Source organism: Methylobacterium sp. ap11, assembly GCF_900110515.1.
Classification (GTDB): Bacteria; Pseudomonadota; Alphaproteobacteria; order Rhizobiales; family Beijerinckiaceae; genus Methylobacterium; species Methylobacterium ajmalii.
On record NZ_FOEB01000006.1, the window covers coordinates 39,078 to 64,084 of the forward strand.

The following is a 25,007-nucleotide window of genomic DNA, read 5'->3' on the forward strand; positions in this document are numbered from 1 at the left end:
GGGGCCAGGGCCTCAAATGAACATCCCGGCGGGGAGGACCCCGCCGGGATGCGTGCGTCTCTGGTCGTGCCTCATACACGGGAGGCGGGCCGGGATCGAGGGGGCCCCTCGGATCCCGGCCGTGTCGTCCCGTACCGGTCAGGCCCGGACCAGCGGCACCTTCGGCACCGTGCGGATGCCGCCGCCGCCGTCGCCCGAGCCGCCGTCCTTCGGCTTCTTCGAGGCGGCGCGGGGGCGCCGCGGCTTCTTGGCCGGGCCGCCCTTGTCGGCCTTCTTCGTCGCGTTCGTCACGTCCTTCTCGGGACGCGGCATCACCGGGCCGGCCGGGAAGACGAAGCCGAGGCTCGGCTTCTCGCCGTCGGGCCGCTTGACGATCACCCGGACGGCGCCGCCGTCCTTGAGCTTGCCGAACAGCACCTCGTCGGCGAGCGGGGTCTTGATGGTCGACTGGATCAGGCGGGCCATCGGGCGGGCGCCCATGGCCTCGTCGTAGCCGTTCTCGACCAGCCAGTCCCGCGCCTCGTCGGAGAGCTCGATCGTGACGTTGCGGTCGGCGAGCTGCGCCTCGAGCTGGAGCACGAACTTGTCGACGACCTTGGCCACGACGGTCTTCGGCAGGTGGCCGAACGACACGGTCGCGTCGAGGCGGTTGCGGAATTCCGGGGCGAACAGGCGGTTGATCGCCTCCTGGTCGTCGCCGGTGCGCTTGTTCTGCGTGAAGCCGAACGCCGCCTTGGCGAGGTCGGCCGCGCCCGCATTCGTCGTCATGATGATGATGACGTTGCGGAAGTCGACCTGCTTGCCGTTATGGTCGGTGAGCTTGCCGTGGTCCATCACCTGCAACAGGATGTTGAACAGGTCCGGGTGGGCCTTCTCGATCTCGTCGAGCAGCAGCACACAATGCGGATGCTGGTCGATGCCGTCGGTGAGGAGGCCGCCCTGGTCGAAGCCGACATAGCCCGGAGGGGCGCCGATCAGCCGCGAGACGGTGTGCCGCTCCATGTATTCCGACATGTCGAAGCGCAGCATCTCGACGCCGAGGCTCGAGGCGAGCTGCTTGGCGGCTTCCGTCTTGCCGACGCCGGTCGGGCCGGCGAACAGGTAGGCGCCGATCGGCTTGTCGGGATCGCGCAGGCCCGCCCGGGCGAGCTTGATCGAGGCGGTCAGCGCGTCGATGGCGGCGTCCTGGCCGTAGACCACCCGCTTCAGGTTGTCGGTGAGGTGGGCGAGCACCTCCGCGTCGTCCTTCGAGACGGTCTTCGGCGGGATGCGGGCCATCGTGGCGATGGTCGCCTCGATCTCCTTCACGCCGATCGTGCGCTTGCGCCGGCCTTCCGGCACCAGCATCTGCGAGGCGCCGGTCTCGTCGATCACGTCGATCGCCTTGTCGGGCAGCTTGCGGTCGTTGATGTAGCGGGCCGACAGCTCGACCGCCGCCTTCACGGCCTCGGTCGTGTACTTGAGCTTGTGGAACTCCTCGAAGGACGGACGCAGGCCCTTGAGGATCTCGATCGCGTCCGGGATCGACGGCTCGTTGACGTCGATCTTCTGGAAGCGGCGCACCAGTGCCCGATCCTTCTCGAAGTACTGGCGGTACTCCTTGTAGGTGGTCGAGCCGATGCAGCGCAGCGCCCCGGAGGCGAGCGCGGGCTTCAGGAGGTTCGAAGCGTCCATCGCACCGCCCGAGGTCGCACCGGCGCCGATCACCGTGTGGATCTCGTCGATGAACAGGACGGCGTTCGGATGCGCCTCGATCTCCTTCATCACCTGCTTGAGGCGCTCCTCGAAGTCGCCGCGGTAGCGGGTGCCGGCGAGCAGCGTGCCCATGTCGAGGGAGAACACCGTGGCGTCGGCCAGGACCTCCGGCACCTCGTGCTGGATGATCTTGCGGGCCAGCCCCTCGGCGATCGCGGTTTTGCCGACGCCGGGATCGCCGACGAGCAGCGGGTTGTTCTTCTGCCGGCGGCAGAGGATCTGGATCGTACGCTGGACCTCGGTCTCGCGGCCGATCAGCGGGTCGATCTTGCCCTCGCGGGCCTTCTTGTTGAGGTTGACGCAGTAGGCGTCGAGGGCGTCGCCCTTCTTCTTCTGGCCGCCGCGCTCGTCCTCGGCCCCGCTCGGACGTTCCGTCTGACCCTCCTCGTCGGCGCCGCGCACCGGCTTGCCCTCGGACAGGCCGGGGCGCTTGGCGATGCCGTGGCTGATGTAGTTGACCGCGTCGTAGCGGGTCATGTCCTGCTCTTGCAGGAAGTAGGCGGCGTGGCTCTCGCGCTCGGCGAAGATCGCCACCAGCACGTTGGCGCCGGTGACCTCCTCGCGGCCCGAGGACTGGACGTGGATCACCGCGCGCTGGATCACCCGCTGGAAGCCCGCCGTCGGCTTGGCGTCCTGGCGCCCGTCGCCCGTGAGGTTGGCAAGCTCGGTGTCGATGTACTCGACGAGGTTGCGCTTCAGGAGGTCGACGTCGACGTTGCAGGCCCGCATGACCGCGGCCGCGTCCTGGTCGTCGACCAGGGCGAGCAGGAGGTGCTCGAGCGTGGCGTATTCGTGTCGGCGCTCGCCCGCCAGCGCCAGGGCGCGGTGAAGAGCTTGTTCAAGGCTGCGTGAGAAGCTGGGCAAAGCGGGCCTCTTTGCTGGTGCCTGTCTTGATGCGTATCCGTCTCGGTCGGTGTCCGTCTCGGCGGGCGCCTATTTCTTTTCCATGACGCATTGCAGAGGATGTTGGTGCTTGCGCGCAAAGTCCATGACCTGCGTCACCTTGGTCTCGGCGACCTCGTAGGTGAAGATGCCGCACTCGCCGACGCCGTTCTGATGGACGTGCAGCATGATGCGGGTCGCGTCCTCGCGCGACTTGTTGAAGAAGCGCTCGACCACGTGGACCACGAATTCCATCGGGGTGTAGTCGTCGTTGAGCAGCAGCACACGGTAGAGGTTGGGCCGCTTGGTGCGCGGCTTCGTCCGCGTGATCACGGCGGTGCCCGATCGCCCGTCGCCGTTGCCGGGAGCCCGGGGGGTGGCCGCGACCGGCCTGGTGGAGGGTTCTCCCTGCCTCGGGACCTGAGCCATCTGAATCGTACCGACCTCGCTCTGGCGACCGCGCCAGGACGCGCCGGCCCCCGCGAGACGAGGGCCGCGGACGACCTGCCGGCTGGCAGCCTATCATGTCGGCTGCCGGTGCCGAGCCTAATCTATAGGCCGAGTCGGCGCTTCGCCAGTCGGCTGCGCGCTCTTGTCGTGCAGGGGTCGCACGGGGGTCGTGCAACGGTCACGAAACGCGCGCGACCGGCACGGGGGCCCTGTGCCGGTCGCGGTCTCTCGGCGGTCTTTCGGCGATCCCGCGCGGGGGCGGCCGTCCGGCCGGCGCCCTTACGGGATGCGAGGCCTGCTTACGCGGCCTGCTTGGCCTCGTCCTCGATCTTGTTGAAGCCGTCCTTGGCCACCGCGAAGGCGCGGTCCTGGGCCTTCGAGGCCTGGTCCTGGGCCTTGGCGACCATGCCCTCGAACGGCTTCGCCATCTCCTTGGCGAGGTTCTGGTACAGCTCGGTCATCTTGGTGGACTGGGCCACGAGACGCTCGTACGAGGTCTTCATGTACTCGGTCTGGATCTCGAGCGCCTTGTCGAGCGAGCGGACGCCGGCGAGCTTCTCCATGGTGGCGGTGCCGAGCTCGAAGGACTGCTTGGCGAAGTCGGTGGCCTCGACGGCGATCGCCTGGCTGGCCTTCGACAGCGAGCCGAAGCTGCGCAGCATCGCGTCCATGCCGTCCTTGCCGAGCTTCTGGGCGGCCTCGGCCTGCTGGCCCATATACTGCTGGTTCATGGTGTCGCGTGGCACCCGAACGGGTGCCCCCTCTCGCGCGGCGGTCGGGCTCGACGGGGACGCCCGCGCGTCGCGCCCCGCCGACCGCAATATGTGCACTGCACAAAATTCGTCAAGGGTCGTTGTGCGTCGCACAATCGAGACAATTCGAGTCGAATTAACCGGGGCGTAACCGCGCCTCCCTAGCCTGATTGACAGTGATGCCGCCGCGCCACGCCGTCTCGCAGGGCGCCGTCGGTCCAGGGTGCCGCCCTCCGGGGCGCGGGCGCCCTCTGCAATCGAACGGGGTATGTGCGTGATGCGTTGCGTTCACGGCCAATCTGGACCCGCACTGCCGGCCGTGCTCGCCGCCGCGGCGGTGCTGACGGCCCTCACCGCCTCGCCCGCCGAGGCGCGTCGGCGGGCCCACCACGGCGGGGGAGGGGGCTACAATCCGCCCTACGCCGCCATGGTGGTGGATGCCAAGACCGGCCGCGTGATGCACGCGGTCAACGAGGATGCCCTGCGCCATCCGGCCTCGATCACCAAGGTGATGACGCTCTACCTGCTGTTCGAGCAGCTCGAGCGCGGCAAGATGGACCTCGACACGCCGCTGACGGTCTCGGCCAACGCCGCCCGGATGCCGCCCTCCAAGCTTGGCGTGCGCCCGGGCTCGACCGTGACGGTCGAGGAGGCCATCAAGGCGCTGGTGACGAAGTCGGCCAACGACATCGCCTGCGCCATCGGCGAGAACATCGCGGGCTCCGAGCCCGCCTTCGCCGAGATGATGACCCGCAAGGCGCATTCGCTCGGCATGAGCCGCACGCACTACGCCAACGCCTCGGGCCTGCCGGATTCCGACCAGATCACCACCGCGCGCGACCTGACGATCCTGGCGCGGGCGATCCAGGACCGGTTCCCGAAATACTACCGCTACTTCCAGACCCGCTCCTTCGCCTTCAAGGGCCGGGTGATCGGCAACCACAACCACCTGCTCGGCCGCATCGAGGGCGTGGACGGCATCAAGACCGGCTACACCCGCGATTCGGGCTTCAACCTGATGACCTCGGCCCGCACGAGCGACCGCCACATCGTGGCGGTGGTGCTCGGCGGCAAGTCGGGCGCCAGCCGCGACAACATCATGGCGAAGCTCGTCCAGGCCAACCTGCCGGTGGCCTATGCGGGCGCCCGCACCTCGGCGCCGGTGATCGAGGTGGCCGAGCGGCCCCGCCCGGCGGTCGTCGCCGAGCGGCCCGCCGCGACCCGCACCCTCGTGGCGTCGGCCGACGAGGACGACGTGGTCGAGACCACGAACTCCACCGGCCAGCCCCTCGACATCGCCCCGCGCGGCGGCGCGACCCCGAAGTGGCGCGCCGGCGCCCCCGGCGCCGTGCCGGCGAGCGCCCAGGCCTACGCCCCCTCGGCCGCGCCCGCCTTCCCGGCGCCCGGCGGCAAGTACGCCTCGCGCCTGCCGACCGCCGAGCCGGGCGAGGCCCGCGCGCCTACGCCCGCCCCGCGCGAGGCCGCCGCACCCGCGGCCAAGCCCGTCACGGTCTCGCCCTGGGTGATCCAGCTCGGCGCCATGGACGACGAGGGCAAGGCCAAGTCGATGCTCGCCGAGGCGCGCCAGCGCAGCGGCGGCGCGCTCGGCAAGGCCGCGCCCTTCACCGAGCGGGTGACCCATGGCGGCACCACGCTGTTTCGCGCCCGGTTCTCCGGCTTCTCGGAGGCGGAGGCCGCGCAGGACGCCTGCAAGGCGCTCAAGCGCAACGGCTTCACCTGCTTCGCGACCCGGAGCTAGGGATTTGGCTCTCCCGCGAGGGAAGAGCTCTCCGCAACAGAAAACAACACGGGTCCCTCCTCTCCCGAGTGGGAGAGGGGCCGGGGGATCGAAGATCCCGCGTGAGGGTGACACGCTTCAGTGTGAAACGTTGAGCGTCGTGCTGGCAGCGCGACCATCGAGCTTTGCACGGATTCCTAGCACCCTCGTGCGATCTTCGGTCGCCCCTACCCCTCTCCCACTCCTTGCAGCGATACCGGGCAAGCCCGGCATCGCCTGGAGAGGGGATCCCGAGTTGGACTCTTCAAGACTTGAGAACAACATCCCCGCCGCGGCGCGTTCCTGCCGCGGCTTCGTCGACACGCGCGTGGAGCATCAGCGATGTCGGTTGAGCAGAAAGTCCTTGGCCGCGTTGACGCGGGCCGCCAGGTAGTCGGACCCGCCCTGGTCCGGGTGAAGCCGCTTCATCAAGGTTCGGTGCGCCCGGCGCACGTCCTCGAGGGGCGCCCCGCGCTGAAGCCCCAGGATCTGATAGGCCTCCTCCTCCGTCATCGGCCCTGGCTGCGCCGAACCGCCCGGCCGCGGGTCTCGGTCAGCCTGAGCGTCTACGCGCCATCCGGCAAACCGGCGGTCCAGATAAGACTCTAGCAGCCGGGCGCCATCCGGGTCGCTCGCGCGGCACTCGGAGAGCAGGGCGACGAGGCGCGGCTGGGCCAGCCCGTCGAGGGCTTGGCCGGCCAGGGTGCCGGCCAGCACCGTGCCGCGCATGGCTCCGCTGGCGTGGTCGAGCTCCATCTCGAGCATGGCCGAGCGCACCCGCGACACCGCGTCCGCCCGCGGGGCGGCGGCACCGAACCGGCCCAGCCCCATACGGCCCAAGCCCATCCTGCCAAGGCCGAAGGGCAGGGCCGCGCCCTGGCGCCAGCCGAGGAGCCAGGCCCCGCCGAGGCCGAGGGCGCCCGCCATGTCGAAGCGCCCGCGCAGGAACAGGAGGGCCGCCGCCGCGAGGGCCAGCCAGCCGCCGGCCTGGCGGATCACCCGCGCGATCGTCGAGGGGTTCGCCGTCGCGTAGTGGCGGCCGAGCCACCACAGGCCGACGAGGACCAGGATACCGAGGCCGAGGGCGATCATCCGGTCAACGTCACCTTCGTCTCGAGATTCATGGAAGAACCGTCCTACCCGCCGGTCATGCCGGCGAGGAGCCGGCGCGCCGCCGCATTCTCTTGCGCGGCGAGGCGCAATCCGTCGAGTCCCCGGGTGGCGAAGATGGCTGCGGCGCGCAGCAGCGCGGCCAGGACATCGGGCGCGCCGGCGTCGAACCGTGCGAAGGCCCCGCCGCTCAGGCGCGCGATCTCGGCAAAGACCGCGGCAGCATCGGGGTCCGGTCCTTCGTGGAAGCAGAAGGCCGGCAGCCCGAGCAGCCCGAGCTCGCCGGCGACGGCGCAGAGGTCGTCCGGCGACTCCTCGACCGCGTCGCCGACCAGGACAAGAGCCTTGACCGGCTCGCGGCCGGCGAGGTTGCGGGCGTGGCGCAGCACCCGGCCGATCTGGGTGTGGCCGCCCTGGCAGGTCACGCCCTGCATCAGCCCGGTGAGCGCCCGCGCATCCGCGACGAAGCGCGAGGCCCGGCACTCGGAGAGACCGCGGAAGTAGACGAGCTGCACCGCGAGCCCGCCGAGCCGGGCGGTGGCCGCGAACATCCCGGCCTGGACCGCGCAGGCGAGGTCCCAGGTCGGCTGCCGGCTCATCGTCGCGTCGAGGGCGAAGACGAGCCGCGGCGCATCGCCGGCCGGCGCGGCGACCTGCCGGGCCGTCTCCAGGAAGGCGTCGACCGCGGCCGACCGCGCGCCGTCGAGGTCGCGGCCGGACCCGCCCATCGCGCGCTCAGTGCCGCCGGATGGTGGAGGCGGTCAGCGCGTGGACCGAGAACAGGCCGTCCTCGTCGATCCAGACCCTGGTGTGGTCCCAGCCGGCCCGGCGGGCGAGCGCCCGGAAGCCCGGCACCGTGTACTTGTAGCTGTTCTCGGTGTGGACCGTCTCGCCGGAGGCGAAGTGGAACGGCACGCCCGCCACCGTGACGAGCTGGCTGCGCCGGCTCACCAGGTGCATCTCGATCCGCCCCAGGTTCTCGTCGAAGAAGGCGTGGTGCGCGAAGGCGTCGAGATCGAAATCCGCCCCGAGCTCGCGGTTGATGCGGGTGAGGAGGTTGAGGTTGAAGGCCGCCGTGACCTGGGCCTCGTCGTCGTAGGCGGCGTCCAGCACCGCCTTCTCCTTGACGAGGTCGATGCCGACGATGAGCGTCGCGCCGGCCCCGAGCGTGCGGGCGAAACTGCCGAGCAGGCCCGCCGCCGCGTCGGGCTCGAAGTTGCCGATCGTCGAGCCCGGGAAGAAGCCGGCCTTCGGCGCCTCGGCGAGGTCGTCGGGCAGGGGGAACGGCTTGGTGAAGTCCGCCGCCACCGGCTCGACGCGCAGGCGCGGGAAGTCGCGGCAGAGCTCCTCCGCCTCGCTGCGCAGGAACTCCTCCGAGACGTCGACCGGCACGTAGGCCGAGAGGTCGCCGAGATGGGGCAGCAGCCGGCGCACCTTGGTGGTGGAGCCGCTGCCGAACTCGACCAGGGCCGCGCCGGGCGGAAGGCCGGCGGCGATCTCGGGACCGTACCGGTCGAGGATCGCGAGCTCGGTGCGGGTCGGGTAGTATTCCGGCAGGCGGGTGATCGCCTCGAACAGCTCCGAGCCGCGCCGGTCGTAGAAGTACTTCGCCGAGAGGTGCTTGTGCGGGGCGCCGAGGCCCGCCAGCACGTCCCGCAGGAAGCCCTTGTCGGAGGTGTCGTCGAGGGAGGCGCTCGGCGCCAGGTGGGGAAGCGGGGCGTTCACGGGCGTCAAACTCCGAAGGTCGGGCGGGCCTCCCGGGGAAGGCCCGTGTCGTGGCAGATCCAGATCGAGGTCGCTCCGGCCGTGCCTCACGCGCCGTAGTGAGATAGACGCAGGCCGGTGAACTGCCAGCGCTGGTGGGGATAGAAGAAGTTCCGGTAGGTCGGCCGGCTGTGGCCTTCCGGCGTCGCCACCGAGGCCCCGCGCAGCACGAACTGGCTGACCATGAACTTGCCGTTGTACTCGCCGAGCGCCCCCGGCAGCGGCCGGTAGCCCGGATAGGCGGAATAGGCGCTGCGGGTCCATTGCCAGACATGGCCGAAGGCGGCGTCGAGCGAGCCGCTGGCGGCCTCCCACTCGGCCTCCGTCGGCAGGTCGCGCCCGGCCCAGCGGGCGAAGGCGTCGGCCTCGTAGTAGCTGACATGGGTCACCGGCAGGGCCGGATCGACGGGCTTCAGCCCGGCGAGCGTCATGCTCGACCACACGCCGTCGCGCCGGCGCCAGTAGCCCGGCGCCTCCCAGCCTTCGCCCTGCGCGGCGACGAATCCGTCGGAGAGCCACAGCTCGGCCTTGGCGTAGCCGCCGTCCTGCATGAACTCGAGCCACTCGCCGTTGGTGACGAGGGCGCGCGACAGCCCGACCGGCCGCAGCAGCACGTCGTGGCGCGGTTCCTCGTTGTCGAAGTGGAAGCCCTCGCCCGCATGCCCCATCTGCGTCACGCCGCCGTCGAGCGCCACCATGCCGGGGCGCTGCGACAGGGCCGGCCAGCGCCAGGATTCGTCGTAGGCCGGCAGGAGCGGGTTCTGCGCGAAGGCGTGCAGGATGTCGGTGAGCATCAGCTCCTGGTGCTGCTGCTCGTGGTGCAGGCCGATCTCCAGGGTGGCGACGATCTCGGCGAGCTTGCCCGCCGGCGCCTCGGCGATCAGGGCCGCGACGGCGCGGTCGACATGGGCGCGATAGGCCGCGACCTCGTCGCAGGTCGGCCGGGTGACGAGGCCGCGGCTGATCCGCGGCGCGCGCGGGCCCGCCTGCACGTAGTACGAGTTGAACAGGTAGAAGAAGCGCTCGTCGAAGACCGTGTAGCCCGTCACCATCGGCTGGAGCAGGAACTGCTCGAAGAACCAGGTCGTGTGCGCGCGGTGCCACTTGGTCGGGCTCGCATCCGCCATCGACTGGACCTGCTGGTCCTCCGGCGAGAGCGGGGCGGCGCGGCGCTCGGTCTCGTCGCGGACGTGGCGGAACGCCGCGATCCAGGCGTCGCGGTCGATCGGCCGGGCGGTGGCGGGGGGTGGGGGGAACGCGGGACGCGCGACGGGGACTTCCTCTCGGGCCTGCGCGGTCGCGGTCGCTGCCATCGGATCTTCCCTCATGCGTAGACGGATTGCCCACGCTCAACGCGGAACCGGGGAACTCGTTTCTCCGGCGCGGCGTTACCGCGCAGCTTGTGGGGTACGGGAGAAGCGGAGCCTTTTTGCCGCCGCAGTGACCAAGCCTTAACGATCGCGCCGGACTCTCGCCGGCAACTCCTCCTCTGCCTCTCGGTCACACCCCCATGCGGTTCGATCTGATGGCCGGCACGGCTGCGGCGCCCCTGGCGCCCTTCACCCGCTCGCCGGTGGTCCTCGTCTTCGATTCCGGCCTCGGCGGCCTCACGGTGCTGGCCGAGGTGCGGCGCGCTCGGCCCGACGCGAAGCTCGTCTACGCCGCCGACGACGCCGCCTTCCCGTACGGCGCCCTGCCCGAGGACGTGGTCCTGTCCCGCGTGCTCGCCGTGATGGAACGGCTGATCGCGCTCCACGCGCCGGACCTCGTGGTGATCGCCTGCAACACCATGACCACCCTGGTGCTGCCGGCCCTGCGCGGGCGGTTCGCCGTGCCGTTCGTCGGCACCGTGCCGGCGATCAAGCCTGCCGCGACCGCGACCCGGTCGGGCCTCGTCAGCGTGCTGGCGACCCCCGGGACGGTGAGGCGGGAATACACCCGTGACCTGATCGAGACCTATGCGGGGGCCTGCGCGGTGACGCTCGTCGGCGCGACCGGGCTCGCCGCCCTCGCGGAGGCGGAGCTGTCGGGCCTGCCGGTCGCCGACGAGGACGTGCTCGCCGAGATCGCCCCCTGCTTCGTCGAGACGCCGGCGGGGCGGACCGACGTGGTGGTGCTGGGCTGCACGCATTACCCGCTGCTGCTCGCCCGCTACGCGCGCATCGCCCCCTGGCCGGTGACCTGGATCGACCCCGCCCCGGCGGTGGCCCGGCGCATGGTGCAGCTCCTCGGCCAGCCGAGCCGCGACGAGATCCCGGGGCCGATCCTCGCCACCTTCACCAGCGGCGCCCGGCTCACCCCGGTCCTGCGCGCGGCCCTCGGCGAGCGCGGCATCGCCGACGTCGCCCTCGAGGCGATGCCGCTCGTGCTGCAGTGAGACGGTCCTGGTGAGCCTGCGGCAGGCGGTATGGGTCGCGGGCGGCGTCGGCGTCGCGCTGCTGGCCCTCTACGGCGCCGTGGTGGCGGCGTTCTGGTGGTTCCAGCGTAGCCTGCTCTATCCGGGCCAGGGTGGTCCGGTGCCGGTGACCGGGGCGCGTCTGCCGCCGGAGGCCGGGACGGTCGCGGTCGCGACCCCGGACGGGGAGCGCTTGCGCGCCTTGTGGCTGGCCCCGGCGCCGGGCGCGGGCGTCGTGGTCACCTTCCACGGCAACGCCTCGCTGCCGGAATGGCACGCCGAGCGCTTCATGGCCGGGCCCTGGCGCCGCCACGGCTGGGGCGTGATGGCGCCGGCCTATCGCGGCTATCCGGGCTCGACCGGGCGCCCGAGCGAGGCCGGCCTGATCGCCGACGGCCTCGCGGCGCTGGCGGAGGCGCGTCGGCGCGCGCCCGGGGCGCCGGTGCTGCTGCACGGCCACTCCCTCGGCGCGGCGGTCGCGGTGGCGGTCGCGGCCCGGGCCGGGGCGGCGGGCGTGCTCGGCCTCTACCTCGAAGCGCCGTTCGACTCGATGACCGCGATGGCCCGGCACCATTTCCGCCTCCTGCCGGCGGGCCTGCTCGCCGACACCTGGCGCTCCGACCGGGCGATCGCGACGGTCGCCGTCCCAGTCCTGATCGTCCACGGCGACGCCGACCCGGTGATTCCGGAAAAGTACGGCGCGCGCCTCGCCCGGGTCGCGGGCGCCGACTTCGTGGCGCTGCCGGGCGACCACGTCTCGATTTTGGGCGTGCGCGACGGTGAGGCCGAAGCGCGGTTCCGGCCGCGCCTATAGGAGCAAGGTGCGGTTCCGGCCGCGCCCATAGGAGCAAGGTGCAGTTCCGGCCGCGCCCCCAGGGAATGACAGAGACCCCCGAGGGTTGACCCCAGACGCTTCGTCGCCTAAGAGCCCCTCGTTCGCGGGGCTCCGGTTTGGGGCCCCGCGGCATTTTGCGCACCCGCGAGCGGCTCGTCACGGCCGCTCTGTCGCCCCGGTTCCGGGGGGAGGAGGGCGCGTTCCTCTCTTAACGTGATGCAGATCTAAGAGGACACGCGATGTCGAAACGCGTTCAGGCGAAGCACAAGCTCGATCGCCGCATGGGCCAGAACATCTGGGGCCGCCCGAAGAGCCCCGTGAACCGCCGCGAGTACGGCCCGGGCCAGCACGGCCAGCGCCGCAAGGGCAAGATGTCCGACTTCGGCACGCAGCTGCGTGCCAAGCAGAAGCTCAAGGGCTACTACGGCAACATCACCGAGAAGCAGTTCCGCCGCTACTACGCCGAGGCGATCCGCCTGCGCGGCGACTCGGGCGAGAACCTGGTCGGCCTGCTCGAGCGCCGCCTCGACGCGGTGGTCTACCGCTCGAAGTTCGTGGCGACCCCGTTCGCCGCCCGCCAGTTCGTGAACCACGGCCACATCCGGGTGAACGGCGTCCGCGTCAACATCCCGAGCTACCTCGTGAAGCCGGACGACGTGATCGAGATCAAGGAGTCGTCCAAGCAGCTCGAGATCGTCCTCGTGGCGAGCCAGCTCGCCGAGCGCGACGTTCCCGACTACATCGAGGTCGACCACGGCAAGATGACTGCACGCATGACCCGCGTGCCGACCCTGTCCGAGGTCCCGTACCCGGTGCAGATGGAGCCGAACCTGGTCATCGAGTTCTACTCGCGCTGATCGCGCGACGACAGGAACCGAGATCCTGGCAAGATTCTGGAAAGCCGTCCGCGAGGGCGGCTTTTCTGTTTGCGCGCCTACTCCTCCGGCACCAGCCGCCCGGCGAAGGTCAGGCAGAGGCACACGGCCCCGAGGACGAATTCCCAGCGGCGGATGTCGCCGCCGATCGAGGCCACCACGGCCTGCCCGATCAGCACGATCCCGACGAGGGGCGGCACCACGGTGAGGAGGAGGCGCAGGACCCTGCGCCAGCCCGATGTTCCGGTTTCCGTCATGGCCGGCGCGGCGCCTCGCGTGTCGGGTGGTGGGGTAGGGGTGATCCATCCGCCACCTCGCGCGGACCACCGGGAGGTGGCGCGCCGCCCCCGACGGTCAAGGCGTCCCGGAGGCGGGACGCCCCATGTCACGACCCTCGGGTCATGCCGCGCCCGGTTGCGGGCCGTCGTAGCCCTCGATCACGATCAGGTCGATGTCGGCGCCGCCCTCCTGCTTGGCGCGGGCGGCTTGGTACTCCGGCGAGTTCCAGCAGGCGAGCGCCTGGTCGTGGCTCGGGAACTCGATGACCACGTTGCGGGCCCGGCTCGTGCCGCTCACCGCCTCGAAGGCGCCGCCGCGGACGAGGAAGCGCCCGCCGAACTTGGCGAAGGCGGCGCCGTTGGCCGCGACGTAGTTCTTGTAGGCCTCGGGGTTCGAGACGTCGACGCGGCCGACCCAGTATCCCTTCGCCATTGTTGACTCCTCCCTTGTCGTTACCCGGATTCTAGAGCGCCCCGGCCATCTCGTCGACGATGCGGCGGGCGACGTCGCGAGGGTCGGCGGCTCCGGTGATGGGCCGTCCGACCACGACGTGGTCCACCCCGGCCCGCATCGCCTCGGCCGGGGTCACGACCCGCTTCTGGTCGCCGATCTCGGCCCCGGCCGGCCGGATGCCCGGGGTGACGATCAGCCGGTCGGGCCCGAGGATCGCCCTGACCTGCGGCGCTTCCGCCGCCGAGCAGACGATCCCGTCGATGCCGGTCGCGTCCGCCGCCGCCGCCCGGGCGGCGACGAGATCGGCCACGCTCGATGCGTAGCCGGCCTCGCGGGCATCCGCGTCGTCGTAGGAAGTGAGCACCGTCACGCCGAGGATCTTCAGGCCCGTCCCCGCCTTGTCGCGCCCGGCCGCCGCCGCCCGCATGGTCTGCGGATAGGCGTGCACGGTGAGGAAGGTGGCGCCGATCCCGGCGAGCGACTGCACGCCCTCCTCGACGGTGTTGCCGATGTCGTGCAGCTTGAGGTCGAGGAAGACCTTGTGCCCGTCCCGGACCAGCCGCTCGGCCAGCGCGAGGCCGCCGGCATAGCCGAGGCGGTAGCCGATCTTGTAGAAGCTCGCCGCGTCGCCGATCCGCCCGATCAGGCGTTCGGCCTCGTCGGTGCCGGCCATGTCGAGGGCGACGATCAGGCGGTCGCGGGGGCTGATGGGCTCGGGCACGGGACCTCCGTCACGCAAGGGACAAACGTGCGCACCCATCACGGGTCCGGGCCGGAATCAACCCCGGCCGGCGAGCCGCGCGACCTCCGCCCGCAGCACCGGCAACAGCTCGGCCTCGAACCACGGGTGCTTCTTCAGCCACGGGGTGTTGCGCCAGGACGGGTGGGGCAGGGGCAGCAGGCGGGGGCGTCGAGACCCGGAAAAGATCTCGCGCCAGCCCGCGACCGTCTCGGTGAGGCCGCCGGGCCGGCGGCCGAGATGCCAGGCCTGCGCGTACTGGCCGATCAGCAGCACCAGTTCGAGGTTCGGCAGGCCGGCGAGCAGCGGCGCGCGCCAGGTCTCGGCGCATTCGCGGCGCGGCGGCAGGTCTCCGCCCTTGGAATCGTGGCCGGGGAAGCAGGCGCCCATCGGCACGATCGCGATCAGGTCGGGATCGTAGAAGGCCGGCTCGTCGAGACCGAGCCACTCGCGCAGGCGCTTGCCGGAGGGGTCCTGGAACGGGATGCCGCTCTGGAACGCCCGGTTGCCCGGGGCTTGGCTGGCGATGCAGATCCGGGCGCGCGCCGTGCCCTGCACGATCGGCCGCGGCTCGACGGGAAGCGGCGGGCCGTGGCGCGGCGCCTCGCGGCAGAGCCGGCAGGCGCGCACCCGCGCGGCCGTCTCGGCGAAGTCCGGCGCGGATGAAAAAAGGGTGCGGCTCGCGCCGCACCCTGAAGTCGTCTCGGGTCCAAAACTGGAAGTCATGCCCACCATATAGGGCAGGGGTTAAACGTGTGGTGCGCGATCACACGCCGCGGAGGCCCGCGACGTCGAGCGGCAGCGAGCGCAGGCGCTGGCCGGTGGCGGCGAAGACCGCGTTCGAGATCGCCGGGGCCAGCACCGGGACGCCGGGCTCGCCGATGCCGGTGGGCGCGGCGGCCGAGGGCACGATGTGGACCTCGACCTTCGGCATCTCGCTCATCCGGGTCGGCTCGTAGGTGTCGAAGTTCTTCTCCTGCACCTCGCCGTCCTTGAAGGTGATGCGGTTGCGCAGGACCGACGACAGGGCGAAGCCGACCGCGCCCTCGACCTGGGCCCGGATGACGTCCGGGTTCACCGCCACGCCGACATCGACCGCCGCGACGATGCGGTTGACCTTCACCTTGCCGGCCTCGGCCGTCACGTCGGCCACCATCGCCACGTAGGAGCCGAAGGATTCGTGCGCGGCGACGCCGTAGCCCCGTCCCGGCTTCTGGTCGCGGGCGCTCCAGCCCGCCTTCTCGGCCGCCAGCGTCAGCGCGGCGGAGAGCCGCGGCGCCTGTTTGAGGAGGCCGAGCCGGTAGGCGACCGGATCCTGGCCGGCGGCGTGCGCCAGTTCGTCGACGAACACCTCCATCGCCTGCGCGGTGTGGGAGTGCCCGACCGAGCGCCACCACAGGACCGGCACGCCCTCGCGGGCGTTGTGGACCTCGAACCGGTAGGCGGGCAGGGCGTAGGGGGTGTCGGACGCGCCCTCGACCGTCGTGGCGTCGACCCCGTCCTTCACCATCATCGCCTCGAGCGGCGTGCCGATGATGATCGACTTGCCGACGATGCGGTGCTCCCACCCGGTGATCGCCCCCTTGGCGTCGAGCCCGGCGCGGATGCGGTGATAGGCGGCCGGGCGATAATAGCCGCCGGTGATGTCGTCCTCGCGGGTCCAGACGAGGTGGATCGGCGCCTTCTCGCCGGTGGCCTTCAGGATCGCGGCGGCCTCGGCGATGTAGTCGGCCGAGGCCGTGGCGCGCCGGCCGAACGAGCCGCCGGCCCACAGGGTGGTGATGCGCACCTTGTCGGCGGTGGTGCCGAGGATGCCCGCCGCCACCGCCTGCTCGATCGTCTGGAACTGCGAGCCGGCATAGATGTCGTAGGAGCCGTCGCCCGCCCGCTCGATCGTGGCGTTGAGGGGCTCCATCGGGGCGTGCGCGAGGTAGGGGAAGGAGAACTCCGCCTCCAGCACCTTGGCGGCGCCCTTGATCGCGCCGGCGGCGTCGCCGCGCTGCGAGGCGACGAGGCCGGGCTTGTCGGCCAGGGCCTTGTAGGCGGCAGCTTGAGATTCCGTCGATTGCCGCTCGGCGCCGGCATCGTCCCAGGTGAGCGTCAGGGCCTCGCGGCCCTTCATCGCCGACCAGGTGTCGCGCGCCACGACCGCGACGCCGCTCGGGATGCGCACGACCTGGACCACGCCCGGCACCGCCTTGGCGGCGGTGTCGTCCACGCCCTTCAGCGTCGCGCCGAAGCGCGGCGCGCGGGCGACCAGCGCCGTGAGCTGGCCCGGCCGGCGCACGTCGAGGGCGTATTGCGCGGTTCCGTCGGTCTTGGCCTTCGAATCGAGCCGCGGCAGCGTCGTGCCGATCAGCCGGAAGGCGGCGGGATCCTTCAGCACCGGGTTCTCGGGCACCGGCTGCACGGCGGCCTTGGCGGCGAAGGTGCCGAACCGGCCCGCCTTGCCGCTCTTGTGGCGCATCACGCCCTTCTCGATCGTGATCTCGCCGGCCGGCACCCCCCACTCGGCGCTGGCGGCCGCGACCAGCATGGCGCGGGCGGCGGCGCCCGCCTTGCGCAGCTGGATCCAGGAATTCGCCACCGCGGTCGAGCCGCCGGTGCCCTGGATCGGCCCGAAGGCGAGGTTGTTGTAGAGGCTGGCATCGGCGGGGGCGAAGACCGCACGCATCTGCCCCCAGTCGGCGTCGAGCTCTTCCGCCACGATGGTGGCGAGGCCCGTCGTGTTGCCCTGGCCCATGTCGAGGTGCTTGATCACCACCGTCACGGTGTCGTCGGCGGCGATGCGCACGAAGGCGTTGGGCTTGGCCGGCGCCTTCGACAGGTCGGGACCGCCCGCGGCGCGCGCGCCCTTGGGGTCCAGGGTGAGCCCGATCACCAGGGCGCCGGCCGCGGTGGCGGAGCCGCGCAGGAAGGAGCGGCGGGACGTGACGGCGGTGTCGCGCGTCTTAATGCGAGAGTTCAGCATGGCGGCGTCCCGGTCAGGCGAGGGAGCGGGCGGCGTCGTGGATCGCCGCGCGGATGCGCTGGTAGGTGCCGCAGCGGCAGACGTTGCCGTCCATGGCGGCGTCGATGTCGGCGTCGGACGGCGCCTTGTTGTCCGACAGGAGGCCGATCGCCGACATCATCTGGCCGGACTGGCAGTAGCCGCACTGCACGACGTCGAGCTTGCGCCAGGCGGTGCGGACCGCCTCGGCCACCGGGCCGGAGATCCCCTCGATGGTGGTGATCTTCGCCGCGCCGACATCGCCGAGCCGGGTCTGGCACGCGCGCACCGGCTGGCCGTCGAGGTGGACCGTGCAGGCGCCGCACTGCGCGATGCCGCAGCCGTACTTCGTGCCGGTCAGGTTGAGGTGGTCGCGGATCGCCCAGAGGAGCGGCATCTCGGGATCGGCCTCGACCTCGTAGGTCCGGCCGTTGAGGGTGAGTGTCGTCATCGTGCGCTTCCGACGAGAGGCTGGAATGGTTCCAGGCCTGCCTTGTGTCGGCCGCTCCTGCACCGCCCGCAAGCGGGGCCGATGTGCGCCAGCGCACCCCTCCTCGCGTGTCCCAGCGGCAGGGCGGGACGGTCCGTTCGCTCGTATTCGTGGGGTTTCGGCAGGGGGACCTTAACGATTTTCGGTGAGCTTGTCCCGGACCGGCCGGCGGTCCGCGGCGGCGAGGGAGCGGCACGACCCGAGCTCAATGTCCGAGATCACGGCGCAAATGGTCCAGCGCGGGCGCGGCCCGACGGCGGAGGAGGCGGCCCGGCGGCGCAAGGTCGCGCGCGACGTCCGTTCCGCGCGCGAGCGGCTGACCTCGTCGATCGGGCTCGAGCGCGCCTTCGACTACGAGTTGCTGCGCGTCTACGCCCAGTACCGGCGCGGCGCCTTCCTGCCCCTGGTGACGCTCGCCTGTCTGGTCGCGGCGGCCTCGGCGTTCTGGGCCCCGATCCTCCTGAGCAGCGCCTGGTGCGCGGCGGCGATCGCGGCGATCGCGGTCAACACCGTCCTGTCGCGCTCCTTCCTGCGGCAGGATCCCGACGGGCTCTCGCTCCGGATCTCGCGGCGCCGGGTGATCGTCGGCGAACTCGCCCAGAGCGCCGTCTGGGCGCTCCTGGTGCTGGTGCCGCTCCAGGTCGACGCCGCGAATGCCCGCACCTACGTGATGGTGGTGCTGGTCATCGTCGCCGCCGTCACCACGATGCTGGCCGCTACGGTGCCGCTCGCGGCCTATGCGGGGCTCCTGCCGCTCTGCGCCGCCACCGCCACCCTGCTGGCGCTGTCGCGCGAGGTCGAGACCGTCCTGCTCGTCGGCATGGCGGTCTGCGCGCAGCTGTTCTTCCTGTTCCTGTCGAACCACCTGCACGCCTCGACCGTCTCGGCGCTGCAATCGCGGGCCGAGAAGGACGCGATCTTCGGCGAGCTGGAGCAGGCCAAGGCCAATTCCGACGAGGCGCGGCGGCGGGCGGAGGAGGCCAACCTCGCCAAGTCGCGCTTCCTCGCCACGATGAGCCACGAGCTGCGCACGCCGCTCAACGCCATCCTGGGCTTCTCGGAGGTGATGAAGAACGAGGTGTTCGGCCCCCACGCGGCCGCCTCCTACAAGGAATACTCGACCGACATCCACGACAGCGGCCTGCACCTCCTCAACCTCATCAACGAGATCCTCGACCTGTCGCGCATCGAGGCGGGGCGCTACGAATTGAACGAGGAGGCCCTGCAACTCGCCTACGTGGTCGAAGAGGGCCGGCACATGATGGCGCTGCGGGCCCGGGCCAAGAACCAGACCTTCCGCGAGATGATCGATCCGTCGCTGCCGCGGCTCTGGGCCGACGAGCGGGCCTTGCGCCAGATCGTCCTCAACGTCCTGTCGAACGCCATCAAGTTCACCCCGCCCGGCGGCGAGATCGTGATCAAGGTCGGCTGGACCTCCTCGGGCGGCCAGTATGTCAGCGTGAAGGATACCGGGCCGGGCATCCCCGAGGACGAGATCCCGACCGTGATGTCGTCCTTCGGGCGCGGGTCGCTGGCGATCAAGACTGCCGAGCAGGGCTCGGGCCTCGGCCTGCCGATCGTCAAGGGCCTCGTCGACCTGCATGGCGGCGGCTTCCAGCTGAAGTCGCAGCCGCGGGAGGGCACCGAGGTCATCGTGACCTTCCCGGCGGCCCGCGTGATGGACGCGCTGCCGGCCATGGCCGAGCCGGCCGCACCACTGCGGTCATCGCGGGCGGCGTGACGCCTCCGCGCGGGCGTCCCGGGACGATTGCGGTCGGATCTCCGGGCCACGCTGCCGGCGTGCCGCGTCGGGCGGAGGCGACGCTGCGGCGGGAGCCGTCAGGCCGTCGGGGCCAGCGGGATGTCGAGCACGAAATGCGCCCCGGGCCCGCCGGAATCGGTGGCGAGCCGGCCGTCGAGCTGGCGGATCAGGCTGCAGATGATCTTGAGGCCGAGGGTCGGCTGGCGCATCGACACGTCGAAGCCCGGCGGCAGGCCGACGCCCTCGTCGCGCACGGCCAGGTGCAGCCCGTCCTCCCGGACGCCGAGGCTCACCCGCACCGGCCCGGTCCCCCGCGGGTAGGCGTACTTGACCGCGTTGCTCACCAGCTCGCTCACCACGAGCCCGATCGGGATCGCCTGGTCGGCGCTGATCACCTTCGACTCGGCCTCGCAGGTCAGGGCGTGGCCCGGCGCCTCGCCCTGGAGCTTGGCCACCAGCTCGCGCAGGAACGCCGCGAGGTCGACCATGCCGAGCTGGTGCAGGCCGCGCCAGAGATGGTCGTGCACCTCCGCCACGGTGGCGATGCGGGTCCCGGCATCCTCGAGGGCGTGGCGGACCGCATCGGTGCCGGCATCGCGGGCCTGGAGCCGCAGCAGGCCGGCCACGACGCCGAGGCTGTTCTTGACCCGGTGGCTCATCTCCCGGGTGAGCTCGACCTGATGGTCGAGGGCGTCGCGCAGGCGCGCATCGCCCTGGTGGCGTTCGACCGCGATGCCGATCAGCCCGGCGAAGCCGGCGAGGAATTCCTGGTCGGCGCGGTCGAAGCCGTGCCCCTCGCTTCCCCAGGCCTCGAGCACGCCGTAGGCGCGCCGGCTCTCGTCGCCGAGCGCGATCGGCACGTTGACCGCGTGGCGGGTGCCGGCGGGCGCGAGCGCGCCCGGCAGGTGGAAGCGCGCCTCGCCCTGCGGCCCGCCCGCTCCGACCGGGATGCCGTTGGCGAGCACGCCCGCCCCGGTGCGGTAGGCATAGGCCGCCGGCGTCGCCTCGTCGGCGGCCGAGAGGTCGGTGCCGACGAGGGCCGCCGGCAGGCCGGTGCAGGCGCGGATGACGAAGGCATGGTCGCGGGCGCGATATTCCAGCACCTGGCAGCACGGGGCGGCGAGGCCCTCGGCGCAGAGCTCGCTGGCGCGCTGCAGCAGCGCGTCGAGGTCCCGGGTCTGGAGCGCCATGCGGGCGAAGGCGCCCATCAGCGCCTGCTGCCGCAGCCGGTACGGCAACTCCGCCCGGCCGCTCCCGGCTTCGTGCGCCTCACGGCTCGACCCGTCACTCGCCATACGCCGGGACTCTCGCAACTCGGGGTGCCTTACCCGAAAAACACGTCGGACGGCCGGACTCTTACGCCATCCTGACCGGAGCACAAGCCGAGGCCCAGGGGGCCTCAGAGCAGCCGGCGCCGGCGCTCCACCAGCCTGAGGATCATCGGGGTGAGGATCAGCTGCATCGCCAGGTCGAGCTTGCCGCCGGGGATCACCACCGAGTTCGCCCGCGACATGAAGCTGCCGGCGATCATCGAGATCAGGTAGGGGAAGTCGATGCCCTTGGGGTCGCGGAAGCGGATCACCACCATCGACTCGTCGGCGGTCGGGATCCAGCGGGCGATGAAGGGATTCGAGGTGTCGACCGTCGGGATGCGCTGGAAGTTGATGTCGGTGTTGGTGAATTGCGGGCAGATGGTGGTGACGTAGTCGGGCATCCGCCGCAGGATCACGTCGGTCACCGCCTCGGTCGAGTAGCCCCGGGCGGCCTTGTCGCGGTGGAGCTTCTGGATCCATTCGAGGTTGATCACCGGCACCACGCCGATCTTCAGGTCGGCATGCGCGGCGATGTCGAGCGTGTCGCTGACGAGCGCCCCGTGCAGGCCCTCGTAGAACAGGAGCTCCGATCCCTCGGCGAACGCCTCCCAGGGCGTGAAGGTGCCGGGCTCGCCCCCGAAGCGGGCGGCGTCCTCGGCATCGTGCAGGTAGTGCCGGGTGCGGCCGCGGCCGGTCGCGCCGTACTCGCGAAAGACCGCCTCGAGCTCGGGGAGCAGGTTCGCCCGCTCGCCGAAATGACTCAGGGTCGGCTCGCGGGCCATCGCCTCGCGCATCTGCGCCCGGTCGAAGGCGTGGAAGGCGTCGCCCTCGATGAAGGCCGCCACGACGCCCTCGCGGCGGAAGATCTGCTCGAAGGTGTTGCGCACCGAGGTGGTGCCGGAGCCGGACGAGCCGGTCACCGACACGATGGGGTGGAGGGCCGACACGCCGGTCAGGCCCGCAGCAGGCCGCGGGGGGCGAAGAGCGGCGAGCCCCCGGCGTCGCGGTCGGCATCGAGCCGGCGCAGCAGGCCCGCCACCTCCCGGGGCGAGCCGACGGCGAGCGGCGTGCGCCGCTGCAGGTCGTCGGTGGCGAGGTCGAGGATCGCCCGGCCGCGCCCGTCGCTGGCGGTGCCGCCGGCCGCCTCGATCGCCAGGGCGACCGGGGCGGCGGCGTGGACGAGGCGCACGCCGCCGGCATCCCGGTCGTGGTCCATGTCGGCCGGGCGCAGATGCAGTCCGCCATGGGTCAGCACCCGCTGCGCGCCCGCCGAGAGCGAGGCCATCAGCGAGGTCCAGCCGACCGGGGCGGCCTCGCTCCGGCGCGGGGCGTCGGGCCCGCCCCGGGGGCTCGTCTCCCGGACGCGCAGGGAGACCGGCGGCCGGAAGGCGCCGCTCTGCGGGTCGAGGATCCGGGTCGTGGTCGCGGTTCCGTCGGTGAGGGTCAGCAGGGTGCGCGGCCCGTAGGTGACGAAGCCCGCGGCCACCTGCGTGCGGCCGGGCGCCTGGAAGGCGCAAGCCGGGTCTGCGCCGGCCGGGCGCAGCGAGAAGATCGTGCCCGCCGGCATGCCGCCGTCGAGATCGTCGGCCCCTTCGAGGGGGTCGAGCGCGAGGACGAGGGCGGCATCACGCCGGCGCGGCTCGGGCTCCTCCCGGTCGGGCCAGGCGATCGCCGCGACGTCGGCCTCGCGCAGCGCCTCCGCGAACAGGCGCCGGGCCACGCCCTCTGGGCTGCCCGGGAGCGCGGCCGCGAGGACGGCGGCGGTCGCCGCGGCGGCGGCCGCGAGGGCGGCGATCACCGGGCCGACGGCCGGCGGCCGGCGCGGCGTCGTCGCCTCGGTGCGGGCGCTCAGAAGCATGTCCTGTCTCCGAGCCTTGTCGGTGCCTCTCGGGGGCGTCATCCGTCTCCGCTGGCCGCCAGCTTAGGCGCCCGGGGGTAGCGCCGTCACCCCGTCCCGAAGTACGGGATGCGCGGAACTCCGCCGCGATGTCGAACGGATCCTTCCACCGATCGCCGGCCGAGGAGCGGATGGCGCAGGACCGCATACGCAACCTCTCGCTCAAGCAGCTTCATGCCGTCGCGGCGATCGCGCGGCTCGGCACCATGACGCGGGCGGCGCAGGAGCTGAACGTCACCCCGGCCGCCCTGACGGCGCGGATCAAGGGCCTCGAGGACGAGATCGGCCTGCTCCTGTTCGACCGCACCCATGCGGGCCTCAAGCCGACCGATGCCGGCCGCGAGCTGCTCTGGGCCACCGACAGCATCGGCACCGTGCTCGACACCTGCGCCGAGCGGCTGCGGGCCCTGCGCGGCGGGCGCGGCGGCAAGGTCTCCCTCGGCGTGGTCTCGACCGCGAAATACTTCGCGCCGAGCATCGTCGGCGGCTTCGCCCGGGCCCATCCGGGGGTCGAGATCGACCTCGTGGTCGGCAATCGCGGCGCCACCGTCGAGACCCTGCGCGACTACCGCGTCGACCTCGCGCTGATGGGCCGGCCGCCGCGGGACTTCCCGATCACCGCCGAGGCCTTCGGCCCCCACCCCCTGGTGGTGATCGCCCCGCCCGGCCACCGCCTGGCGGCGCGCCGCGGCGTGACCCGCGAGGAACTGGCCGAGGAGCCGTTCCTGGTGCGGGAATACGGCTCGGGCACCCGCACGGTGTTCGAGGAGTTCATGGCCGGGCTGCTGGTGCGGCGCGCGCCGATCGGCATCGACAACGGCTCGAACGAGACCATCAAGCAGACCGTGATGGCGGGCCTCGGGATCGCGCTCATCTCCGGCCACACGGTGGCGATGGAGGTGGCGGCCGGCCGCCTCGTGCTCCTCGACGTCGAGGGCCTGCCGATCCGGCGCGACTGGTTCGCGGTCCGGCGGGCCGACAAGGTGCTGAGCCCCGCCGGCCAGGCCTTCTGGGACTTCCTGGTGGAGGAGGGGGCCGCCTGGCTGCCGGAGCTGCCGGGCGCGGCCCGATAGCGGATCAGGCCGCCTCGCCCCGGACCGGCTCCGGCGGGAGGTCGGCGGGCACCTCGCGGAGCAGGGCCGGCACCCGGGCCCAGGGCTCGGTCAGGGCCGGCAGGTCGCGCAGGCGCGCCGAGGCGGAGGCGCCGACCGCCACGATGTCGTCCCAGCGCGACAGGAAGGCCGCGACGCAGGCCGGGTCGAAGTGGCGGCCGCTCTCGGCCTCGATGCAGGCGCGGGCCTCCGGCAGCGGCATCGCCCGCTTGTAGGGCCGCTCGGTGGTCAGCGCGTCGAACACGTCCGCCACGGCGACGATGCGGGCGGCGAGCGGGATCGCCTCGCCGGACAGCCCGCGGGGATAGCCGACGCCGTCCCAGCGCTCGTGGTGGGATTCCGCGATCTCGGCCGCGAGCCCGATCAGCGCGCAGTGGCTGCCGCCCAGGATGCGCTTGCCGATCTCCGCATGGGTGCGGATCAGGGCGAACTCCTCCGCGTCGAGGCGGCCGGGCTTGAGCAGCACGCCGTCCGGGATCGCCACCTTGCCGACGTCGTGGAGCGGGGCCGCGAGGTAGACCCGCCGGCACAGGTCCGCGTCGAGCCCCAGGGCCTCGGCCATGATCTGGCTGTAGCGGGCGACCCGCCAGGTGTGGTCGCCGGTGTCGTTGTCGCGGTACTCGACCGCGAGCGACAGGCGGAAGATGATCTCGGCCTCCCGCTCGCGCAGGACCCGCACCGCCTTCTCGACCTCGCCGGCGAGCCACGACGCCTGGTCGTCGAGCCGGCGCACCGCGGTGGCCAGGCGCACGACGTTGCGCATCCGCACCTTCATCTCGACCCGGCCCATGCGCTTGTCGAGGAAGTCGGTCGCCCCCGCGTCCAGGGCGGCGAGCCGGGTCCGGTCGTTGACCTCGCTGGTGATCATCACGATCGGCACCTGGGCGTAGTGCTCGATCGCCCGCAGGTGGCGGATCACCGCGATGCCGTCCATCTCGGGCATGTTGTAGTCGACGAGGACGAGGTCGAAGGCGCGCATCCGCGCCTCGTCGAGGGCCGAGAGCGGGTTGTCGATGGCGGAGACGTAGACCTGCTGGTCGTGCTCCAGGAGATGCTTCAGCCGCAGGAGCACCGTCTGGCTGTCGTCGATGACGAGTACGTCCATCTGCCTTCTCCCGCGGCGCACAGCGTTCGACCTTCGGCCGACCCCGCGGCGTGGGAAGCCCTCGCGGCTGCCCATGTGCGAAACCAGGATTCGATCTCCCTGGCGCGGCATCTTGGATTTCGCCACTTAACCGTGAGTAAACGGGTCGCATCGGATTTGGTCGTCACGGTTATGCCGGCATTTCTATCGTCGGCGCATCCGGAACGAACAATGCAGCCATGCTGCCGGCGAGCGACGCGAGGCTCGATCGAACGATCTGCCGGCACTTCGCCG

General features: G+C 71.8%; 22 protein-coding genes and 1 pseudogene. 6 read left to right on the forward strand and 17 right to left on the reverse strand.

Annotated elements, in window-relative coordinates; translation table 11 throughout:
• Positions 1-138: 138 nt before the first annotated feature.
• From clpA to BMX97_RS10520, 3 genes and pseudogenes are all read right to left on the reverse strand, one after another.
• Positions 139-2,619: an ATP-dependent Clp protease ATP-binding subunit ClpA gene (gene clpA / locus BMX97_RS10510; RefSeq protein WP_091749141.1), complete on the reverse strand. Its 2,481-nt coding sequence runs from the start codon at positions 2,617-2,619 to the stop codon at positions 139-141.
• A gap of 69 nt (positions 2,620-2,688) precedes the next feature.
• Positions 2,689-3,066 carry an ATP-dependent Clp protease adapter ClpS gene (gene clpS / locus BMX97_RS10515; RefSeq protein WP_091749144.1) on the reverse strand — a complete coding sequence of 126 codons (378 nt, stop codon included), beginning with the start codon at positions 3,064-3,066 and terminating at the stop codon, positions 2,689-2,691.
• A 410-nt stretch (positions 3,067-3,476) separates the two neighbouring features.
• Positions 3,477-3,803 (reverse strand): annotated as a pseudogene (locus tag BMX97_RS10520) (phasin family protein); the annotation flags it as partial.
• A 313-nt stretch (positions 3,804-4,116) separates the two neighbouring features.
• Between BMX97_RS10520 and BMX97_RS10525 the strand changes: the two are divergent.
• Entirely contained in the window at positions 4,117-5,598 is a 1,482-nt protein-coding gene (locus tag BMX97_RS10525; protein ID WP_091749901.1) for a D-alanyl-D-alanine carboxypeptidase, read from the forward strand.
• A gap of 354 nt (positions 5,599-5,952) precedes the next feature.
• Here the strand turns inward: BMX97_RS10525 and BMX97_RS10530 are convergent, their stop codons facing one another.
• The 4 genes from BMX97_RS10530 to egtB form a co-directional block, all read right to left on the reverse strand.
• Positions 5,953-6,708 (reverse strand): DnaJ domain-containing protein, encoded by a 756-nt coding sequence (locus BMX97_RS10530; RefSeq protein WP_177202183.1) that lies wholly within the window; start codon positions 6,706-6,708, stop codon positions 5,953-5,955.
• Between the two features lie 44 nt (positions 6,709-6,752).
• Entirely contained in the window at positions 6,753-7,454 is a 702-nt protein-coding gene (locus tag BMX97_RS10535) for a vWA domain-containing protein (protein WP_091749147.1), read from the reverse strand.
• 7 nt (positions 7,455-7,461) lie between these two features.
• The gene (egtD, locus tag BMX97_RS10540) at positions 7,462-8,451 is read right to left on the reverse strand and encodes an L-histidine N(alpha)-methyltransferase (RefSeq protein WP_091749150.1); all 990 of its coding nucleotides are present in this window, start codon (positions 8,449-8,451) and stop codon (positions 7,462-7,464) included.
• Positions 8,452-8,537: 86 nt separating this feature from the next.
• The gene (egtB, locus tag BMX97_RS10545) at positions 8,538-9,803 is read right to left on the reverse strand and encodes an ergothioneine biosynthesis protein EgtB (protein ID WP_091749153.1); all 1,266 of its coding nucleotides are present in this window, start codon (positions 9,801-9,803) and stop codon (positions 8,538-8,540) included.
• 197 nt (positions 9,804-10,000) lie between these two features.
• Here egtB and murI point away from each other — a divergent pair, with 197 nt between their 5' ends.
• From murI to rpsD, 3 genes are all read left to right on the forward strand, one after another.
• Complete coding sequence (murI, locus tag BMX97_RS10550) at positions 10,001-10,867, forward strand: glutamate racemase (protein WP_091749156.1); 867 nt, start codon at positions 10,001-10,003, stop codon at positions 10,865-10,867.
• Between the two features lie 16 nt (positions 10,868-10,883).
• Positions 10,884-11,699, forward strand: a complete 816-nt coding sequence (locus BMX97_RS10555) for an alpha/beta hydrolase (RefSeq protein ID WP_244538388.1) — start codon at positions 10,884-10,886, stop codon at positions 11,697-11,699.
• A gap of 260 nt (positions 11,700-11,959) precedes the next feature.
• Positions 11,960-12,577: a 30S ribosomal protein S4 gene (rpsD, locus tag BMX97_RS10560; protein WP_048430210.1), complete on the forward strand. Its 618-nt coding sequence runs from the start codon at positions 11,960-11,962 to the stop codon at positions 12,575-12,577.
• A gap of 77 nt (positions 12,578-12,654) precedes the next feature.
• Here the strand turns inward: rpsD and BMX97_RS10565 are convergent, their stop codons facing one another.
• The 6 genes from BMX97_RS10565 to BMX97_RS10590 all read right to left on the reverse strand — a co-directional run bounded on the left by BMX97_RS10565 (position 12,655) and on the right by BMX97_RS10590 (position 17,506).
• The gene (locus tag BMX97_RS10565) at positions 12,655-12,852 is read right to left on the reverse strand and encodes a hypothetical protein (RefSeq protein ID WP_091749159.1); all 198 of its coding nucleotides are present in this window, start codon (positions 12,850-12,852) and stop codon (positions 12,655-12,657) included.
• 142 nt (positions 12,853-12,994) lie between these two features.
• The gene (locus BMX97_RS10570) at positions 12,995-13,306 is read right to left on the reverse strand and encodes a DUF1330 domain-containing protein (protein WP_091749165.1); all 312 of its coding nucleotides are present in this window, start codon (positions 13,304-13,306) and stop codon (positions 12,995-12,997) included.
• A 31-nt stretch (positions 13,307-13,337) separates the two neighbouring features.
• Positions 13,338-14,048 (reverse strand): orotidine-5'-phosphate decarboxylase, encoded by a 711-nt coding sequence (gene pyrF, locus BMX97_RS10575; protein ID WP_091749169.1) that lies wholly within the window; start codon positions 14,046-14,048, stop codon positions 13,338-13,340.
• A gap of 57 nt (positions 14,049-14,105) precedes the next feature.
• The gene (locus BMX97_RS10580; protein WP_091749910.1) at positions 14,106-14,792 is read right to left on the reverse strand and encodes a uracil-DNA glycosylase family protein; all 687 of its coding nucleotides are present in this window, start codon (positions 14,790-14,792) and stop codon (positions 14,106-14,108) included.
• Positions 14,793-14,832: 40 nt separating this feature from the next.
• Positions 14,833-17,037, reverse strand: coding sequence for a xanthine dehydrogenase family protein molybdopterin-binding subunit (locus BMX97_RS10585; protein ID WP_091749172.1), 2,205 nt, complete (start codon positions 17,035-17,037; stop codon positions 14,833-14,835).
• A gap of 13 nt (positions 17,038-17,050) precedes the next feature.
• Positions 17,051-17,506 (reverse strand): (2Fe-2S)-binding protein, encoded by a 456-nt coding sequence (locus BMX97_RS10590; protein WP_060849916.1) that lies wholly within the window; start codon positions 17,504-17,506, stop codon positions 17,051-17,053.
• 247 nt (positions 17,507-17,753) lie between these two features.
• On the opposite strand from BMX97_RS10590, the gene BMX97_RS10595 reads away from it, so the two are divergent.
• Positions 17,754-19,286, forward strand: coding sequence for a sensor histidine kinase (locus tag BMX97_RS10595; RefSeq protein WP_091749175.1), 1,533 nt, complete (start codon positions 17,754-17,756; stop codon positions 19,284-19,286).
• A gap of 98 nt (positions 19,287-19,384) precedes the next feature.
• Here BMX97_RS10595 and BMX97_RS10600 read toward each other — a convergent pair whose 3' ends face one another.
• From BMX97_RS10600 to BMX97_RS10610, 3 genes are all read right to left on the reverse strand, one after another.
• The gene (locus BMX97_RS10600) at positions 19,385-20,602 is read right to left on the reverse strand and encodes a sensor histidine kinase (protein WP_091749178.1); all 1,218 of its coding nucleotides are present in this window, start codon (positions 20,600-20,602) and stop codon (positions 19,385-19,387) included.
• Positions 20,603-20,706: 104 nt separating this feature from the next.
• A complete protein-coding gene (locus BMX97_RS10605) occupies positions 20,707-21,567 on the reverse strand; it encodes a phosphoribulokinase (protein WP_091749181.1) in 861 nt (286 codons plus the stop codon).
• A 5-nt stretch (positions 21,568-21,572) separates the two neighbouring features.
• Positions 21,573-22,478 (reverse strand): hypothetical protein, encoded by a 906-nt coding sequence (locus tag BMX97_RS10610; protein ID WP_091749184.1) that lies wholly within the window; start codon positions 22,476-22,478, stop codon positions 21,573-21,575.
• Between the two features lie 185 nt (positions 22,479-22,663).
• Here BMX97_RS10610 and BMX97_RS10615 point away from each other — a divergent pair, with 185 nt between their 5' ends.
• Complete coding sequence (locus BMX97_RS10615; protein WP_091749912.1) at positions 22,664-23,590, forward strand: LysR family transcriptional regulator; 927 nt, start codon at positions 22,664-22,666, stop codon at positions 23,588-23,590.
• 4 nt (positions 23,591-23,594) lie between these two features.
• Here the strand turns inward: BMX97_RS10615 and BMX97_RS10620 are convergent, their stop codons facing one another.
• Complete coding sequence (locus BMX97_RS10620; protein ID WP_091749187.1) at positions 23,595-24,734, reverse strand: HD domain-containing phosphohydrolase; 1,140 nt, start codon at positions 24,732-24,734, stop codon at positions 23,595-23,597.
• Between the last annotated feature and the right edge of the window lie 273 nt (positions 24,735-25,007).

Bases quoted from the DNA above. Each gene is read 5' to 3' on its own strand.
- egtB (WP_091749153.1), bottom strand. From the start codon at position 9,803: ATGGCAGCGACCGCGACCGCGCAGGCCCGAGAGGAAGTCCCCGTCGCG.
- rpsD (WP_048430210.1), top strand. From the start codon at position 11,960: ATGTCGAAACGCGTTCAGGCGAAGCACAAGCTCGATCGCCGCATGGGC.
- BMX97_RS10535 (WP_091749147.1), bottom strand. From the start codon at position 7,454: ATGGGCGGGTCCGGCCGCGACCTCGACGGCGCGCGGTCGGCCGCGGTC.
- BMX97_RS10570 (WP_091749165.1), bottom strand. From the start codon at position 13,306: ATGGCGAAGGGATACTGGGTCGGCCGCGTCGACGTCTCGAACCCCGAG.
- BMX97_RS10580 (WP_091749910.1), bottom strand. From the start codon at position 14,792: ATGACTTCCAGTTTTGGACCCGAGACGACTTCAGGGTGCGGCGCGAGC.
- BMX97_RS10595 (WP_091749175.1), top strand. From the start codon at position 17,754: ATGTCCGAGATCACGGCGCAAATGGTCCAGCGCGGGCGCGGCCCGACG.
- BMX97_RS10610 (WP_091749184.1), bottom strand. From the start codon at position 22,478: ATGCTTCTGAGCGCCCGCACCGAGGCGACGACGCCGCGCCGGCCGCCG.
- BMX97_RS10585 (WP_091749172.1), bottom strand. From the start codon at position 17,037: ATGCTGAACTCTCGCATTAAGACGCGCGACACCGCCGTCACGTCCCGC.
- murI (WP_091749156.1), top strand. From the start codon at position 10,001: ATGCGGTTCGATCTGATGGCCGGCACGGCTGCGGCGCCCCTGGCGCCC.
- BMX97_RS10525 (WP_091749901.1), top strand. From the start codon at position 4,117: ATGCGTTGCGTTCACGGCCAATCTGGACCCGCACTGCCGGCCGTGCTC.
- BMX97_RS10620 (WP_091749187.1), bottom strand. From the start codon at position 24,734: ATGGACGTACTCGTCATCGACGACAGCCAGACGGTGCTCCTGCGGCTG.
- BMX97_RS10590 (WP_060849916.1), bottom strand. From the start codon at position 17,506: ATGACGACACTCACCCTCAACGGCCGGACCTACGAGGTCGAGGCCGAT.
- BMX97_RS10600 (WP_091749178.1), bottom strand. From the start codon at position 20,602: ATGGCGAGTGACGGGTCGAGCCGTGAGGCGCACGAAGCCGGGAGCGGC.
- BMX97_RS10565 (WP_091749159.1), bottom strand. From the start codon at position 12,852: ATGACGGAAACCGGAACATCGGGCTGGCGCAGGGTCCTGCGCCTCCTC.
- clpS (WP_091749144.1), bottom strand. From the start codon at position 3,066: ATGGCTCAGGTCCCGAGGCAGGGAGAACCCTCCACCAGGCCGGTCGCG.
- BMX97_RS10530 (WP_177202183.1), bottom strand. From the start codon at position 6,708: ATGATCGCCCTCGGCCTCGGTATCCTGGTCCTCGTCGGCCTGTGGTGG.